Source organism: Methylomonas sp. EFPC3, assembly GCF_029643245.1.
Lineage (GTDB): Bacteria > Pseudomonadota > Gammaproteobacteria > Methylococcales > Methylomonadaceae > Methylomonas > Methylomonas koyamae_B.
In genome coordinates, this window is the sequence record NZ_CP116398.1 from 3,629,203 (window position 1) to 3,645,144 (window position 15,942).

The window sequence follows — 15,942 nt, forward strand, 5'->3', positions numbered from 1 at the left end:
GAGCGCACGCCCCCGATCTGGTGCCGATGCTGATATAGTTACCGGCCAATAGCGTTTACCAAACCAAGTTCGTCATCAGTTCTATCATGAAAATGCCTGCCGCCGACGCGCCGATCGGCGTATTTGATTCGGGCGTGGGCGGATTGTCCGTGTTGCGGGCGATCCGCGCCGAGTTGCCCAATGAAGATTTGCTGTACGTGGCCGATTCCGGTTACGCGCCTTACGGCGACCGCGATGCCGGTTTCATCGAAGACCGGTCGGCTGCCATTGCCGGATTTTTAATCGACGAGGGCGCTAAGGCCATTGTCGTCGCTTGCAATACCGCTACCGTCGTGGCGATCGAAAAACTGCGCGCCTGGTGCCCGTTGCCGGTGGTGGCGATCGAGCCGGCGATCAAGCCGGCCGCCGGCATCACCCAATCCGGCGTGATCGGCGTGTTGGCGACTCGCCAGACGCTGGCTAGCGCCAACGTGGCCCGGCTGTGCGCGGCATATGGCCAGGACGTCAATATCCTGTTGCAACCTTGCCCCGGCCTGGTGGAGCAGGTGGAAAAAGCCGAGTTGGATAGTCCTGCCAGCCGGGCCTTGCTGGAAACCTATCTGGCGCCGCTACTGGCGGCCGGAGCCGATACCATTGTGTTGGGCTGTACCCATTATCCGTTTTTACTGCCGCTGGTCAGAGAAATCATCGGCCCCGAGCGGGTCATCATCGATCCGGCCACCGCGGTGGCCAAGGAATTGGCTCGGCGTCTGGGCAATCAACGAGCCTCGGCATTGCGCCCGGAGCCGGCGCGCACCCGTTTCCTGTCCAGCGCGGCGGGCAGCAACGCCAGTTCGGTGGTTTCGGCCTTATGGGGCAGCCCGGTCCTAGTCGAGCCGATCCAGGCCAGGCCAATCGCAGCGATAGGCTAGTGCCGGCAACCGGGTGCATAGGCACCAGGCTAAATGCCCGGCAGTCGTTTTTGCCGCCCCCCTTTGAGATCAGCGGCCAAGCCCCGAAGATGCGAAATCCCAAGCGGCCCCGGTAGTGAGCGCTGGGGCCTTGGAGCTCGCTTGTTGGCGTTTGTGCTATTTTGAGAAACAATGTGTGTGTTATTTGTGGCATTGTTAATTAAATTGGGCGCCCCTATAGTCTAGCCATGGGTTTGACTATTGGAGTAGACCATGACTAACGCACAAAAAGATATTTTGAACGGTTTGGCCTTCATCACCGGAATCGTCGGCTTCTTATCCGGCGAGTTTATTATTTCGTCGCTATTGTTCGCCACGACCACCTTTGCCAGCAACATCAACATAAACCGGAAGAATCGGGAAAACTGATTGCTTGCCTCCGGCGCCGGCCGCGCACGGAAAGGATTGCGTTTAGCCGACGATTGACGGTTTGGCTGGTGCGGCCAATCATTTACAATGCCGGCATGATTGAGACTTCGACTTCGCCGCGCATCGTATGACCACGGCCGCAAAAACCTATTTGAATGTGCCTTACGCGCAAAAGGACGCCGCGAAAGCGCTTGGGGCGCGTTGGGACGCTGCTAACAAAAAATGGTACGTCCCGGCCGGTAAGGACCTGGAACCGTTTGGTCAGTGGTTGGCATCCGCGCAAGCTGGCGCTGCCGAGACCGGTTCCGTCGCGCCCGTTTCGGCACTGGCGCCAAATATCACCCAACCGGCCGATAGCAACTTCGTCGCTTACGACGGTGATGAACCGCCCTGGGACTGACCGGTGTGGATTCCAATACCGGCGGCTACAAGCTTATGCCGCCGTTGAAATACTTGGCCGGCTATCCGACCGACGTCCTGGATCAAGTCGGTCGCTTGCTCGATAGCGGTCGCATGACTGCAATTCTGTTGCAAAAATATCCGCTGGCCCACGACATCAAATCCGACAAAGCGCTGTATGCGTATGTGATGGATTTGAAAAACCGCTTCCTGCGCCAATCCGCGCCCCTCGGCAAGATCGTATACGACGACAAAATCGATATCGAACACCAAGCTTTGGGCTTGCACGCCACTGTTTCGCGGGTACAGGGCGGACGATTGAAATCCAAAACAGAGATCCGCATCGGGTCGGTATTTAAAACTGCGCCGCTGCCGGTGCTGGATACGGTCGTCGTCCACGAATTAGCCCATTTGCGCGAAAAACAACACAACAAAGCGTTTTACCAGCTGTGCGAACATATGCAGCCGGGTCACCGGCAGATGGAGTTCGATATGCGTTTGTATCTGACACATCTGGATGTAATCGGCCCGTTGTACTTGCCGGAATGCGGCGCTTGATTTTTGCCGCCGATGCTCGGACCATTAGCCAATAACCGGATCCTTTTTAAAGGATTGAACCTGTAGCGGAGAACGACATGCTAGTTTCGGAATTGATGACCACCAAGGTGTTTACCGTAGAACCCCACGACCTAATCGACCGGGTGTTTTTTCTGATCCACTACGAAAAAATCCGCCATCTGCCGGTGGTCGAGAAAGGCAAACTGGTCGGTATCGTCTCTGACCGCGATTTGTATAAGGCCTTGGGCCCGAAAAGCAATTCCAACGCCGTCGAAGCCAGCAAGGACAATACCCAGTTGCACGTGGTCTCGCAGAAAGTCGTGCACATCATGCACCGCGGTGTCTACACTGTGACGCCGGAAACGCCGGCTTCGGCCGCGGCGGCGATGATGGCCGACCACCGCATCGGCGCATTGCCCGTCGTCGAAAAAGACAAATTGGTCGGCATCCTCTCCGCCACCGACATTTTGCGGGTATTCGCCAAGCTGGAGCGGGCCCACGAACAATTGGAAAATGACTTGAAGCAAGGCAAAACCGGCGCTTAACCCTGACGGCGGCATGGTTGACAGCGGCCTGACCGAGGTCTAAAACGTCGGCTGCAGCATCCGCCCGGATGCCGTTACGCCAACTTCAGCCAAGAGGTCGCCGTTATGATGAGAATGTTGCTAGAGGTGGTAATGGTGCTGGCCTTGGTCGGCGGTTTGTTTTTTGCGACCAAGGTTTTGGCCAAGGAAAACCGCGACGGCGATAAGTCTGACGGCGATTCGTCGGCGGATTCCGACCGCGGCGACTGAACGCTTTCAGCCCAACAGCCGGCCAGGCGGGGCGGACGCAATCTATCGGCAATCGCTGCCTTTTTGCACCGAACAATCTTTTGGGATTTGAAAAATGGCTGCCATACGCAGTATCTGTGTTTACTGCGGTTCGAGTCCGGGCCGTAGCGAAATTTACGCCGCCGGCGCCCGGCGACTGGCCGAAGCCTTGGTCGAGCGCGATTTGCGTTTGGTTTACGGTGGCGCCGGTATCGGCGTGATGGGCGTGGTCGCGGATCGGGTACTAGAACTTGGCGGCCGTGTGGTTGGCGTAATTCCGCAGGCCCTGGCGACCAAGGAAGTGGCTCACCCCGATTTGACCGAGTTGCACGTCACCGCATCAATGCACGAACGCAAAATGCGGATGGCCGAGTTGGCCGACGGTTTTATCGCGTTGCCCGGCGGTATCGGTACCCTGGAAGAACTGTTCGAAATCTGGACCTGGGCTCAGCTCGGCTTCCACGACAAACCCTGCGGCGTGCTGAATATCGGCGGTTATTACGATACGTTGATTCGATTCCTGGATCATGTTACTGCCGAACAATTCGTCACGCCGCAGCAGCGGGCGATGTTAATGGTGGAATCCGAGCCGGCGGCTCTGCTGGATCGCTACGCCGGCTACCGGGCGCCGGCGGTCGAGCATTGGCTGGATCGCAGTCAGACTTGAGCTTTAGTACTCGGCGTCGTGGTAGACGTTTTGGACGTCGTCCAGATCGTTCAACATATCCAGAAATTTTTCGAACATCGCTACGTCATCTCCGCTGATCGGCGTCGATCCTTTCGGTAAAAACTGAATCTCGTCGGCTTCGAAGTCGATCTCTCCCAGCAGGTCCAACAGGGCTTGTTTAGCCTTGAAATAATCCGAATGCGGCGTGAAAACGGTGAGCTTGCCGTTGTCGTTTTCCATGTCAGTGATGTCGACGTCGGCATTCAGCAAAGCCTCCAACACCGCGTCTTCGTCGTCGTGTTTGAAAGCCAGAATCGCCGAGTGGTCGAACATGTGGCCGACCGTACCCGGCGTACCGATCTTGGCCTTGGTTTTGGTGAAACACAGGCGGACGTCGTTAAAAGTGCGGTTCGGATTATCGGTCAGGCAGTCGACGATGACCATGCAGCCGCCGGGGCCGAAGCCTTCGTAACGCGCCGGGGCGAAATCCTCGCCGCCGGCGCCCTTGGCCTTGTCCAGCGCCTTATCAATCACGTGGGACGGTACTTGGTCCTTCTTGGCTCGGTCGATCAAACCGCGCAAGGTCAGATTGCCGGCCGGGTCGACGCCGCCGGACTTGGCGACCACATAGATTTCGCGGCCGTATTTGCTGTAGACCTTGGTTTTGGCGTCGGCCGTTTTGGCCATCGATACTTTTCGGTTTTGATAGGCTCTGCCCATGACTGCGCTGCTCCCGGTAATCGCGGTAATGAAGTCGGCGGATTTTACAGGCAGTTTTTAATGAGGGGAACCGTCAGCGGGCATTTCCTCGGGTACCGGCGCCGCTTCGAGCGATTCAGGGCGCCGGATTTCGTAGCGAGCTAACTCGGTAGCGCGGTTCGCTGTGGCCTGCCAGCGCTAAGGATGCCGAAGCAGGCGGCGGCAAACAGCCATAGCATCGGCGGTAGCGGTACGGCGCTGACGTCGAATGCGATTTCGCCGATTTCCGAAACCAGGTAAGCGTCGTAATAGGTATGGATCTGCAATCTGACGTAGCGACCGACCGAGTCGTCCAGGTCGAATACCGTTGCCGGATAGGGCGCGCGCGGCCGGTTATCGTCCGGCATTTCCGGATTGGTAAATGAACCTACAGCAGTGGGGTTGGCGAAATCGGCGGTCGTCGAGCTATACAGGCTGATTTCCGCCACATTGGCGCCGCTGTTGGCAGCCATGTTCCACAACGCCATCTGTTTGACGCTGTAGTTGGCGCCTAAGTCGAAATCCAGAATGCCAGTGCACGGGCAATAAGCCGGGCTGATCCAGCCGTTGCCGATTTCCGGGGTGCCGCCGATATGGGTTGGATTCGAGGCGATGTATGCGGCGAAATCCGTGGCACCGCTGGTGAAGCTCAACGAAAGGCCTGATTGGTTGAACATCGGCGTCTCGTCGGTATTGGCCGGAAACCCCGCGATGCCTTTGTAATTGCCTATCGTATTGTTGATCACCGCCACCGGCGACAGGATGGTGCCGGCCAGCGTCGGTTGAGTCATTAAAATCAAGGCGAGTGTGGCGGCGATAGTGCGCAGTCGGGCAAAGCAATGCATAAAACCTCCTGTAGAGTTGAGAGCCTCTGAGCGACACAGCGTAAACTTTTGAGTTGAAGGCTTTTGCAATCTACTCTAGCGTTATAAGTCCGTCAAATTTTTGCTATCCAGCGGAAGTAAAACAAAAAATATTGCATGTCGCGTGACTGTGAAAGTGGCTTGACATCGGTGCCGGTAACGGACCTGGGTCACGTTGAAGCGTCGGTTCGTTAAGCAATTTGTAAGGCAGCGCGGCCAGAATGCCGCCCGAACCAATTGCAAACAACACGGAGTATCCGCTCATGACTAAACCGAAGATGAAGTTGATCAAACATATCTGGGTTTGTTCTTGCCCGCTGGCGATCGGCGCCGGCCATTCCGCCAAGGAGGCTTACAAACGCTGGAGCGATAATTGGAAAGCAAAATCGGTATTTTTGCCGGAGTTTCGTTGCTGATCTGTACGCAAGCCCATCGAGTTTGCCGGCAACGGTGGGGTTTGCTCCCCACCGTTGCTTGAGTAGCCTGTTGCTTCAATGTTCGTTGCCGGCGAACGGTTGCAGGCAGGAATAAGGTTCCAGGCCTTGGCATAGCCCCCAAAAGCTACCGAAAATCCCTTCGCTGCCCGGTTTCCAGTTTTCGGAGAAGGCTTCGAACACGACGCCGGACCACCCCCGTTCCGCCAGTTTTTCGAAGGTGGAACGCACCACCAAGGCCTGATTTTCCGAGTTGGCGATCCCGCAACGTTGGCCGGTGTGGCGATTGGTTTCCGAGCCGCCTTCCGGGCCGTTCGGCCAGCCGAATTCGGTAATCACCACGTCTTTGCCGGGATAGGTCCGGCGTAGATCTTCAACCCGGGCGATATGGAAATCGGCGGCTTGTTCCGCGGTCGTGCAGGAATGGATCGGCGAAAATTTATTCTCCCACCACGGAAAAATATTGGTGCCTATCCAGTCCACCTTGTCGGCAAACAAGGTTGGCCGGCAGGTCAGGCTGCGGTCGCACCATTCCCACCAGGTGTCGATGGTTGTGAGCGGCTGGCGGACCCCGGCCCGGCGCAAACTGTCTATGCAGCGCAAGATTTCGCCGTCGAAACGGTTGCCGTGGCGGGTGCGGACTTCCGAGCCGCAGCTCATAGCGATAATCGTCTCCGGGTAGGATTTGGCCGTTTCGATGCCGGCGGCGATGGAGCGGGTATTCATCGCTATATCCTTGTCCAGCCAGACGATGGCGATGACTTTAAGATGCCGGGTTTGGGCCGAGGCGAATACTTCGCCGAGGCCATTGATGACGCCGTAAGTCATGATGCAGCGAAATGGGGTTTGCTCGATAAGCTGGTCGAGCAGACCGTCTATCAATTGCCGGGACGGCGGTGGACCGTGCTCCGGCGTCAGGCTGCCGACGTAAGGGCTGAACGCAGCGCATTGCAGTGTCTCTCGGCCGAATTGCACTTGCTCCGGCGGCGGCTGGGAAGCCTGGGCTTGCGCGTAGTCGGCGAGAAACAGTTGCAAGAGCAACAAAACTAATGAGCGTTTCATGGTGCCTCCGATATGGGTTGTTATGTTACGGCCGCGGTTGCCGCGAGCGGCGGATGGTTCGTCGGTTTTCAACCTGGGTTTGCCGGTGTTGTCGAGTACCCGGTGTTTTGCTTCAGCCGCGCCGGCAGTATTTAGCATCGGCAGCCAAGCGCCAGCGCGGCTGAACGAAAAGGCGGCAATCGATGTTCAAACGCCGGGAAACGGTGGCGAAATCCGGCAATGGCCTTGCCGGCGGCGGAAGATAAATGTCAGTCCGGTTTTAATCTGGCGTTAAGCCGGGTTTGTTGAAGTCGTACCCGATTTTGGCCGACTGCCGCTACGTTAGCGGATGGCCGGAACGGAATAGTCGGAAATAAGCAAAACAAGGACACACCATGCACTACCCCATCGCTAACGAGATGCTGTTCCACTGGCTGGACAATACCGCGCAACTGTCGCAACGGGTGTGCGTGGTGTTGATTGCAGCCCACGTATCGATTCGGATCGATTGGCTCAGGCAGGCCTTGCGCGGCGACAGTTACCTGTGGCGCAACCGTTTGGTGTGTTCGGCGTTTTTCGGTATCTTCGCGATGATCGGCACCCATAGCGGGTTTTTGTTGGACATTCACCAATTGGGCAAGCGCATCGCCTGGCCGGCGGACTTGTCGGATGCATTGAAACATTCGCAGGCCGTGATCGGGTTTCGCGATTTGATGGTGCTGGCGGCCGGCATCACCGGCGGACCCTGGATCGGCTTCGGCGCCGGTCTCGCCGCGGGCGGCGAGCGTTACCTGTTAGGCGGTTTCGCCGGCGAGGCCAGCGCCGTGGCGACACTGCTGCAGGGCGTTTGGGCCGGGTTGGCGGTACGCTGGTGGCCGATCCTGGCCAAACGCTTGCGCGGTGCGGCGTTCATCGCCTTGATCGGTACTCTGATGCAAAAAGCGGTTTTGTTGGCGCTGGTGACGCCGATGGCCGACGCGCTGGCGCTGGTGGTGGAGACCGCGCTGCCGGTGGCGGTGGTCAATACCTTCGGCTTGTTGTCGTTCTTGTTTGTGATGCAGGATCTGGAGCGCGACCGCTTGGTCAATCAGGCCCGCCAAGCCGAACTGCGGGCCTTGAACGCGCAAATCGAACCGCATTTCATGAACAACACGTTGAATGCGATCAAGGCCTTGATTCGGCGCGATCCCGACGCCGCGGCGCAGTACGTCGTCAAGCTGGCACGGTTTCTGGACGACACCCGCACCAACACCGGCGCCAATTCGATCTCGCTGCAACAGGAAATTACCCAAGTCGAACGTTACCTGGATTTCCAGCGTCTGCGCTTTCCGGACGCGTTTCAATTCCAACGCAATATCTCGCCGCAACTGTTGCCGTGCCAATTGCCGCCGCGTTGCCTGCAAACCCTGGCCGAGAATGCACTGTTGCACGGGATGCAAGGCCAAAACCGGCCGTTGAAAATCGACATCATCGGCGTCGACCACGGCGCAACCCTGACCTTGCGGGTCAGCGATACCGGTTGCGGCATTGCTGACCCGCGCTTGAAAGAATTGGGCAACCGGCCGGTGGAATCCGCGGCCGGCAACGGTAGCGGCCTGTACCAACTGAAGCGCAGCCTGAAGCTGGCCTTTCCGCGCCAATCCTGTCTGGTCATCAATAGTTGGCCGGGTCACGGTACCGAAGTCGTTTTGACCATTCCGAAGAGGACCACAACATGGTAGCCAAACAACGCATATTGCTCGTCGACGACGAATATCTGGCCCGCGACGAACTGAAAGATATTTTGCGCCGCCGACATCCGGATTTCGAGCCGGTGGCCGAAGCGGCCGGCGCACGCGACGCCTGGGCGGCTTTGCAAGCCGACCGGAATATCAGTGGCGTGTTTTTGGATATCCACATTCAGACCGAAGGCGAGCGCGCCGGGCTGGATCTGGCTTACGCCATCAACAGTTTGCCGGACGCGCCGTGGATCGTCTTCATCACCGGTCATCCGCAGACCGCGGTGGAGGCGCACCGGCTGCATCCGGCCCATTATTTGTTGAAACCGCTGGACGATGCCAAGGTCGACGAAGCCTTGAACTGGATTCGGCGCCAGGCGGTGCAGACCGCAGTCGCTGGCGCAGCCTTGCCGCAGCGAATCAAAATCCGCCACCGCATCGTCAACCGCTTCGACGAGCGCGAAACCCATGTGGAATACGTCGATCCGCAGGAAATCGTATTTGTCGCCAAAAATAACGCCGCCAACAGTTTACGCATCCAGCTCAGTAACGGCACGGCTCTGGACGGCGTTTACGGCGCGCTAAAGGAGTGGGAGCACAAATACCCCGGACTGGGCTTGGTGCAGATTCACCGCAGCCACTTGGTGAATATCCGCCAGATCCGCAGCTTGCGGCCGCGGCCGGGCGAGAACGAAGTCTACAAGGTCGCGCTGAAGGATTCCGGGCACGAACTCGCGGTGGGTCCGGAATATCTGGACGCGTTACGCGAGAAAATGGATGCCGGGTCGGTTTATTGATCCGGTCCGGACGAAAGCTGACTTGACGCCCGTCGGATACAGTGCCCGGCTAGCGGCGATCGATACTGTTTTGGCCGGCCCGAATTCGGCGCCGGCTCAATCTGCTGCTATACGGGATAAGGTCGGGTTCTTGGCGCGTAGGCTATTTCGCCCATTCCAAACGCAATTCCTGTGGTTCCGGTCGGTGTCCGCCGATGATCCTAAGCAACGCATCGTTAAACCCTGGCCATATAGAATTCGTTAAACCTGTTGCCGCCGATGTTAAGCGAACCGATTCTTTCGCCCTCGATCGCGAACCCGAACTTTTGATACAGCGCCAGCGCCGCCTGGTTGTCGGTGCGCACGGTTAGTTCTATGCGTTCGATTCCGGCGGTATCGGCTTTGCCGATCACAGCTTCCAACAGCTTCGCGCCGGCGCCGTGCCGCCAATGCGACTTGACCACGCCGATCACCAGCGATGCCGTATGTGCGTTCCGCCGCTGTTGATTGCCCACCAGCACGCAAAAACCGATTATGTCGCCTACCGTTTCGGCGACGTACATGAAACGCCTCTCGCTTTGGGCAAACGCCGCGATGATCGCCTGTTGTTCGGACTCGGTGGTTTGGCGTTCGCCGGGTTCGAACAGCATGAAATCGGTTTCGGCATCAAGCTGGTTGAACAGGCGCAACAGGGTTGCGGCATCGGATATTAAGGCTTCTCGTATCTGCATCTGGGTTGGAGGCTGGGTTGCCTGGAGTGAGTGAAGGGAGCATTGGACGCTAGGTCAGCTTCCTGGTTCGAGAACCAGCTGGTAGTGCTCCACTGTTGGAAATGGGCTGTAAAAATGGTGTAGTAAGCTTGCCCATTCCCGATATTCGGGCGACGAACGAAAGCCGATGGTATGCGCTTCCAGGGTTTGCCAGTTCACCAACAGAAGATAGCGGCTCTCATTTTCCACGCAGCGTTGCAGTTGGTGCGAGATATAGCCCGGGCTATTGGCAATGATGGCCGATGCGAGCGCAAATGCCGCCTCGAAATCGGTCTCTTTGCCCGGAATAATATCGAGAATGGCCACTTCAAGCATACGAACTCCAAAAGCGAATCGCGGCGGTAAAGCGTTGGTACAGTGCTACAGCGTACAACGTTCTAGCTCGTGCAAATAAATAAAATTGGGCGCTTTCACTCCGGCGCGCTTGCGGATTTCCAGCAGTTCCGCCGATTCGAAAAAGCGGCGGGCCTTTTCCAAACAAGACCACTGCGAAAAATGGACGATGTTGTTCGCCGCCTCGTCATAGCGTAGCAATTGGTAACTGATTTCGCCGGCACTTTTTCTGATGCCCGCCGCTTGGTCGAAAATGGTCTTCCATGCCGGATAAGACTCGACCTCGTGAATAATCAAAACATACTGCATACTGGCGATTTGGTGGGTTGTGGTCCGGATGATGATACAGAAAAAGTCGCGTGTGCTGAGCGAGCTTTTCTTTTCAACGTAGTTCATTACCTCCGCTAGCGGTTGCATGCTTGCCATCGCAATTCACAATTGCGATTTTTAGTGGAATTTGACTGGAGAACGCTACGCAAAACAGCGCAGCTGGCTTGCGCCGCCGGATTCGAAGCGCTCGAAGCCGGCGGCTAAAGGCCGGTTACTGATTGCCGAAAAACGCCGCCAGCGCTGCAGCGCGGTCGGCGGCTACGATTTGCGCGTGAGGCCGGCTTTCGATCAGTTGCATATAGCTCTCGATGCCCGGAATGTGGCTGTTGACCAGGTTTTCGCCGTAAATCTTTTGGGTGGCGAAGCCGACCAGTTGCAGATGCGGCCAGGCGACGACGTCGGCGGCGGTGAACGAATCGCCCAGCGCGTAAGGTGCGAGTTTCAACATTTTGGCCAAGCCGGCCAAACCGGTGTCGAGTTTCAGCCGGACTTCATCCTTGGTCTCCTGCGAGACGCTGCCGCCGAATAGCGCTTCCGCATACAGACGGCGGGCAATCAGTTCCACGTTCAGCTCGATGTGCTGGATAAACTCGCGGCATTTAGCGCGTTCGAATCCGTTTGCCGGATACAGCGGATGTTGCGGAAACGCGTCTTCCAGGTATTCCAAAATCGCCTGCGATTCCGACAAATAGCCCTCTGCGGTTTTGATGAACGGAACCTTGCCCAGCGGCGAGCGTTTCAACACCGCTTCGGTTTGGCTCGGGCGTAAGGCTTCCTCGACGAAGGCGATTTCCTTTTCCATCAACGCCAGTTTGACTTTGTTGTAATAGTTGCTGATTGCTATGCCGTATAAAGTAATCATCGAATGATCTCCATCAAGTAAAAGTGTTTTCAGAACAGACCGGTCAGTCTGTTGCAATAATACAGACCGGTCGGTATAGTTGCAACTCCGTTTTTGCAAATATCTGCGTATGGCCCGTAATCTTCAGCAACATATCCTCGACGTCGCTTCGGAACTGTTTTACAGCCAAGGGATAAAAACCACCGGCGTCGATGCCATCGTCAAGGCCGCCGGCACCACCAAGATGAGCCTGTATAAATATTTTCCGTCCAAGGACGACTTGGTGGTCGCGCATTTGAGTAAAAGCCGGGCCAAATTACAGGACGTTATCGAAGCGGAACTGGCCCAAGCCGGCGACGATCCGCAGCGAAAGCTGCTGGCTGTATTCGACGTGTTTGAACGGCTGCAAGCCAGCCCGGCCTTTCGCGGCTGCCCGTTCATCAATGCCTCGGCCGAATTCGCCGAGATTGGCAGCCCGGTACAGCAGGCGGCGGCTGAGTTCTCCGAAGGTTTTCGCCGCTTGCTGGCGAGGCTGGCCGCCGAGGCCGGCGCTCGCGATCCGGATAATTTGTCCAAACATTTATCGATGCTGATTGCCGGTGCACTGGTGCGGGAACAGATGCAGCGCGGTTCGGCGCCGATGCGCGCCGCTCGCGAAGCCGCCGAGATCTTGATCGAACATGCCTGCGCGCAGTCCGGTCCCGCCGCACCGGCTTAACCGCATACAATAGCTCCACCGGCCGCACCCCGGCTTTCGTCGACACTATCGATCCATGTCATTACGCCAACTCGTATCCCAAACCGCCGTCTACGGCCTGAGCAGTATCCTCGGTCGCTTCCTGAATTACCTGCTGGTGCCGCTTTATACCTACACCTTCAGCACCGGCGAATACGGCGTCGTCTCGGAGTTCTACGCCTATGCCGGCTTTGTTGCAGTGCTGCTGGTATTGGGCCTGGAAACCGGCTATTTCCGCTTTCGGCAGCGGCCGGAATTCGCCGACGAACGGGTTTACCGCAACGCGCTGAGCCTGTTGCTGCTCGCCAATTTGGCTTTTGCCGGCGGCGTCTGGTTATGGCAGGAGGATTTGGCGGCCTGGTTGCAATACCCGCAGCACCCGGAATATCCACTCTGGTTTGCCTGGATACTGGCGCTGGATGCCTTGTCGGCTTTGCCGTTCGCCAAGCTGCGGGCCGAGAATCGGGCCTGGCGCTTTGCCGGCATCAAAATGGCCGAGATTCTGATCGCCATCGGTTTGAATTTATTGCTGTTACTGCTCTGGCCGAAACTGGCGGCAATTTGGCCGGATAGCATGATCGGCCGTTACTACGATCCGCAAGTCGGCGTCGGTTACATCTTTATCGCCAATCTGGTGGCCAGCGCCGCTAAATTGCTGCTGCTGCTGCCGCAGTTCCGCGCCGTGCCGTTTGTTTTGGAGCGGGCGGTATTGGCGCCGGTGCTGCGCTACTCGCTGCCGATGATCGTGATCGGTCTGGCCGGTATGGTCAACGAAATGCTGGACCGGGCGATTTTGAAGCTGCTGTTGCCCTACGATCTGCAAACCAATCTGCAACAGTTGGGCATTTACGGCGCCTGTTACAAATTATCGATTTTGATGACCTTGTTCGTGCAGGCCTTTCGTTATGCCGGCGAGCCGTTTTTCTTTTCTTATGCCGGCCGGGACGACGCTAAACGCGCCTATGCCTTGGTGATGAAATATTTCGTGATTGCCGGCGTGTCGATCTTTTTGTTGGTGGCCTTGTTCATCGACCTGTTCCAATATTTCATCGGCGCCGAATTTCGCCAGGGGCTGGCCGTGGTGCCGATCTTGTTGATCGCGAATTTGCTGCTCGGCATCTACGTCAACTTGTCGGTCTGGTACAAACTGAGCGACCGCACCGGCCTCGGCGCCTGGGTGGCGCTGGCCGGTGCCGGCGTCACAGTGGCGTTGAATATCCTGCTGATTCCGGAGTACGGCTACGTTGGTGCCGCCTGGGCCACGCTGGTTTGTTATGGATTTATGGTGTCGTTGTCCTGGGGCTTGGGCCGGATTTATTATCCGGTCGATTACCCGTTGCTCAAGATCGGGTTTTACTTTGCACTGGGTCTGGGCCTGTATGGCGCCGACCGTTACGCGGTGGCGCAATACCAATGGGATGTTTGGCTTTGCGGCAGTTTGGGTATGCTGATTTATCTGGCGCTGGCGTACTGGCTGGACCTGCGGCCGGTGCTGGGCAAGCGTCGGATTAACGGGTGAAGCCGCCCAGCACGTTGTCGGCAATGTCCTGGTGCAGATCGGCGAAGTCTTTCTCGCTTAAGCCGACAAAATTCAACACCAAGTCCTGGATTTCCAGCCATTCGTAATCCGGTTGATAGCCCCAAAACAATTTATCGATATGTTCGGCCATTTTCAGGATGGCCAGCAAACTGAGCTCGCTGGCGTCGCCGCGATCGCGCGCGGAGAAGCGCGACTTAACTTGGTGGTGGTCGCGAATCACATTGGCGATGCGCTTCTCCAAGCCCCAGGCACGCGCCAGAAAATAGCCCAGCACGGCATGTTCAACCTGGTATTGGCGGTCTTCCGCAGTGCAAATCGACTGTTCCGGCGTATTGATGTGCTGCGACATGAACTCGGCATACCCGGCGAAATGCTGGGTCAACAGCGGGTGGCCGGCGTTGTGGAACAAGCCCAGCATATAGGCTTCGTCCGGGCGCGGATAAAACACGGCGCGGGCGATGGCGGTCGCAGCCATTGCCACGTTTAGCGGCGAATCCCAAAAATTCGGCGGATTGGCGCCTTCGTTTTCTTCGAACACCCGTCGCAAAGCCAGACCGGCGACGATATTGACGATATTGCGCAGGCCGAGCAACGAGGTAGCATGCTGAATCGATACCGCTTTGGTGCGCAAACCGAAATACGGCGAATTCACACTACGCAGTACCAGCGCCGACAAACCGACATCCTGAGCCAGAATCTCGGCGATGGCGTCCAGTTCCGGATCGTCTTTCTGCAGTTCTTTATGCAGTTTGTCCAGCACGTGCGGGGCCGGAGGGATTTTGATGTTTTTTAAGGCCTTACGGACCAATTCGTCTTCGGTAGTATTTGTCATGGTTACCGGTCCTTAGGCCGAAAAAAAGATGCTTGCGGATACGATTGGCGCCGCTGTTCGGCGCTGCGCAAAATTTGTTCGCGGGTAGGGTTGTCGGAACTGCTCCACGAACGGATTTCATCCAGCGAGCGAAAGCAGCCCAGGCAAATATCGTTGTCGTCCAGGCAACAATTGCGGATACAGGGCGAGCGGACAAACGAATCGTCGGTCATCTATTATCGGTGTTTTCGAAAAACTGTTTGGCTGCTGTCACGTCGAGACCGATCTGCTGCTTTAGTTGATCGAGCGAAGCAAAGCGGGTTTCGTCGCGCAGTTTGTGCTTGAAATGCACTTCGACGTATTGGCCGTAAATATCCTGGTTGAAATCGAATAAATGTGTCTCCAGTACCACTTTGGAGCCGCCATCGACGGTCGGCCGCGAGCCGACGTTAGCGACTCCCCGATATTCGGCGTTGTCCAGCCCGGTCATCGTCACCGCGTAGACGCCGACAATCGGCGTGTTCTTGCGTTGCATCCGCACATTGGCGGTCGGGAACCCCAGCTCGCGGCCGCGTTTGTCGCCGTGAGCGACCCGGCCGCAGACCGAGTAATCCCGGCCCAGCATCGATTTGGCCTGAGCCAGATCGCCTTCCCCCAACGCGTCGCGGATTAAAGTGCTGCTGACCCGTGACCCCGCCAATTCGAAGGAGTGGCTATCCTCCACGCTGAATCCGTAAGTTTCGCCGCGGTGCTGTAATAGCGCGAAGTTGCCGCGCCGGGCCTTGCCGAAATGAAAATCGTCGCCGATTACCAAGTGTTTGACGTTCAGGCGCCGTACCAGGATGTCGGCGATGAATTGCTCGGCGTCGTAATCGGCCAGGCTGCGGTTGAACGGCATCACCAGCAATTCGTCGATCGGCAACTTGGCGAATTGAATGGCTTTTTCGCGCAAGCGAGTCAGACGCGACGGCGCGTGATCCGCCAAAAAATATTCCAGCGGTTGCGGTTCGAACACCATCGCCACGGACGGCAAATTCAGCCGGCGGCCGTGTTCGGCCAGTTTGGTGATGACCAGTTGGTGGCCCAGATGCAGGCCGTCGAAGTTGCCGATCGTCAATACGCAGCCGTTGCGTAACGGCTCCAGATGATTTAGACCTCGGATTAGACGCATGATCGCAAACGAGTTAAAAACGCCAATTCTACCAGTATGCGCAGACACAGGCCTACAGGCACCGGTTCCGGAGCGCGCGGCATCG

At 57.2% G+C, this 15,942-nt stretch carries 22 protein-coding genes; 12 read left to right on the forward strand and 10 right to left on the reverse strand.

What is annotated here, in order from left to right; translation table 11 throughout:
- The first annotated feature begins 86 nt into the window (after nt 1–86).
- The 7 genes from murI to PL263_RS16370 all read left to right on the forward strand — a co-directional run bounded on the left by murI (nt 87) and on the right by PL263_RS16370 (nt 3,755).
- Complete coding sequence (murI, locus tag PL263_RS16340; protein ID WP_278210366.1) at nt 87–911, forward strand: glutamate racemase; 825 nt, start codon at nt 87–89, stop codon at nt 909–911.
- Nucleotides 912–1,163: 252 nt separating this feature from the next.
- The gene (locus PL263_RS16345; protein WP_278210368.1) at nt 1,164–1,319 is read left to right on the forward strand and encodes a hypothetical protein; all 156 of its coding nucleotides are present in this window, start codon (nt 1,164–1,166) and stop codon (nt 1,317–1,319) included.
- Nucleotides 1,320–1,446: 127 nt separating this feature from the next.
- The gene (locus PL263_RS16350; protein WP_140912747.1) at nt 1,447–1,719 is read left to right on the forward strand and encodes a DUF5710 domain-containing protein; all 273 of its coding nucleotides are present in this window, start codon (nt 1,447–1,449) and stop codon (nt 1,717–1,719) included.
- Between the two features lie 35 nt (nt 1,720–1,754).
- Nucleotides 1,755–2,276, forward strand: coding sequence for a M48 family metallopeptidase (locus PL263_RS16355; protein WP_278210370.1), 522 nt, complete (start codon nt 1,755–1,757; stop codon nt 2,274–2,276).
- A 77-nt stretch (nt 2,277–2,353) separates the two neighbouring features.
- Nucleotides 2,354–2,821 (forward strand): CBS domain-containing protein, encoded by a 468-nt coding sequence (locus PL263_RS16360; protein WP_278210372.1) that lies wholly within the window; start codon nt 2,354–2,356, stop codon nt 2,819–2,821.
- A gap of 105 nt (nt 2,822–2,926) precedes the next feature.
- Nucleotides 2,927–3,070 (forward strand): hypothetical protein, encoded by a 144-nt coding sequence (locus tag PL263_RS16365; protein WP_186289593.1) that lies wholly within the window; start codon nt 2,927–2,929, stop codon nt 3,068–3,070.
- A gap of 94 nt (nt 3,071–3,164) precedes the next feature.
- Entirely contained in the window at nt 3,165–3,755 is a 591-nt protein-coding gene (locus PL263_RS16370; protein ID WP_278210373.1) for a TIGR00730 family Rossman fold protein, read from the forward strand.
- A gap of 3 nt (nt 3,756–3,758) precedes the next feature.
- On the opposite strand, the gene PL263_RS16375 is transcribed toward PL263_RS16370, so the two are convergent.
- A complete protein-coding gene (locus tag PL263_RS16375; protein WP_278210374.1) occupies nt 3,759–4,475 on the reverse strand; it encodes a YebC/PmpR family DNA-binding transcriptional regulator in 717 nt (238 codons plus the stop codon).
- 140 nt (nt 4,476–4,615) lie between these two features.
- Nucleotides 4,616–5,338 carry a hypothetical protein gene (locus tag PL263_RS16380; RefSeq protein ID WP_278210375.1) on the reverse strand — a complete coding sequence of 241 codons (723 nt, stop codon included), beginning with the start codon at nt 5,336–5,338 and terminating at the stop codon, nt 4,616–4,618.
- Nucleotides 5,339–5,619: 281 nt separating this feature from the next.
- On the opposite strand from PL263_RS16380, the gene PL263_RS16385 reads away from it, so the two are divergent.
- Nucleotides 5,620–5,772 (forward strand): hypothetical protein, encoded by a 153-nt coding sequence (locus PL263_RS16385; protein WP_186289592.1) that lies wholly within the window; start codon nt 5,620–5,622, stop codon nt 5,770–5,772.
- 75 nt (nt 5,773–5,847) lie between these two features.
- Here PL263_RS16385 and PL263_RS16390 read toward each other — a convergent pair whose 3' ends face one another.
- Nucleotides 5,848–6,852: an exo-beta-1,3-glucanase gene (locus PL263_RS16390; RefSeq protein ID WP_186289591.1), complete on the reverse strand. Its 1,005-nt coding sequence runs from the start codon at nt 6,850–6,852 to the stop codon at nt 5,848–5,850.
- A 374-nt stretch (nt 6,853–7,226) separates the two neighbouring features.
- On the opposite strand from PL263_RS16390, the gene PL263_RS16395 reads away from it, so the two are divergent.
- Both PL263_RS16395 and PL263_RS16400 read left to right on the forward strand, forming a co-directional pair.
- Nucleotides 7,227–8,552, forward strand: coding sequence for a LytS/YhcK type 5TM receptor domain-containing protein (locus tag PL263_RS16395; RefSeq protein WP_278210376.1), 1,326 nt, complete (start codon nt 7,227–7,229; stop codon nt 8,550–8,552).
- A complete protein-coding gene (locus PL263_RS16400) occupies nt 8,546–9,346 on the forward strand; it encodes a LytTR family DNA-binding domain-containing protein (protein WP_278210378.1) in 801 nt (266 codons plus the stop codon). Before PL263_RS16395 ends, PL263_RS16400 begins: the two co-directional genes overlap by 7 nt.
- Before the next feature lie 215 nt (nt 9,347–9,561).
- Here PL263_RS16400 and PL263_RS16405 read toward each other — a convergent pair whose 3' ends face one another.
- From PL263_RS16405 to PL263_RS16420, 4 genes are all read right to left on the reverse strand, one after another.
- Entirely contained in the window at nt 9,562–10,056 is a 495-nt protein-coding gene (locus PL263_RS16405) for a GNAT family N-acetyltransferase (RefSeq protein ID WP_278210380.1), read from the reverse strand.
- 54 nt (nt 10,057–10,110) lie between these two features.
- Nucleotides 10,111–10,410 carry an antibiotic biosynthesis monooxygenase gene (locus PL263_RS16410; RefSeq protein ID WP_278210381.1) on the reverse strand — a complete coding sequence of 100 codons (300 nt, stop codon included), beginning with the start codon at nt 10,408–10,410 and terminating at the stop codon, nt 10,111–10,113.
- A 45-nt stretch (nt 10,411–10,455) separates the two neighbouring features.
- The gene (locus PL263_RS16415; protein WP_278210382.1) at nt 10,456–10,824 is read right to left on the reverse strand and encodes an antibiotic biosynthesis monooxygenase; all 369 of its coding nucleotides are present in this window, start codon (nt 10,822–10,824) and stop codon (nt 10,456–10,458) included.
- Nucleotides 10,825–10,969: 145 nt separating this feature from the next.
- Entirely contained in the window at nt 10,970–11,620 is a 651-nt protein-coding gene (locus tag PL263_RS16420) for a glutathione S-transferase (protein WP_278210383.1), read from the reverse strand.
- Nucleotides 11,621–11,729: 109 nt separating this feature from the next.
- Between PL263_RS16420 and PL263_RS16425 the strand changes: the two genes are divergently transcribed.
- On the forward strand, nt 11,730–12,317 hold the full coding sequence (locus PL263_RS16425; protein WP_278210384.1) for a TetR/AcrR family transcriptional regulator: 588 nt from the start codon (nt 11,730–11,732) through the stop codon (nt 12,315–12,317).
- A gap of 55 nt (nt 12,318–12,372) precedes the next feature.
- The gene (locus tag PL263_RS16430) at nt 12,373–13,854 is read left to right on the forward strand and encodes a polysaccharide biosynthesis C-terminal domain-containing protein (protein WP_278210385.1); all 1,482 of its coding nucleotides are present in this window, start codon (nt 12,373–12,375) and stop codon (nt 13,852–13,854) included.
- Here the strand turns inward: PL263_RS16430 and PL263_RS16435 are convergent.
- Genes PL263_RS16435 through ribF form a run of 3 tightly spaced genes read right to left on the reverse strand, consistent with a single transcriptional unit; the run spans nt 13,844 to nt 15,857 of the window.
- Complete coding sequence (locus PL263_RS16435; protein ID WP_140912734.1) at nt 13,844–14,707, reverse strand: HDOD domain-containing protein; 864 nt, start codon at nt 14,705–14,707, stop codon at nt 13,844–13,846. The genes PL263_RS16430 and PL263_RS16435 overlap by 11 nt on opposite strands.
- Nucleotides 14,708–14,709: 2 nt before the next feature.
- Entirely contained in the window at nt 14,710–14,919 is a 210-nt protein-coding gene (locus PL263_RS16440) for a DUF1289 domain-containing protein (protein WP_278210387.1), read from the reverse strand.
- Nucleotides 14,916–15,857, reverse strand: coding sequence for a bifunctional riboflavin kinase/FAD synthetase (ribF, locus tag PL263_RS16445; RefSeq protein ID WP_278210388.1), 942 nt, complete (start codon nt 15,855–15,857; stop codon nt 14,916–14,918). Before ribF ends, PL263_RS16440 begins: the two co-directional genes overlap by 4 nt.
- Between the last annotated feature and the right edge of the window lie 85 nt (nt 15,858–15,942).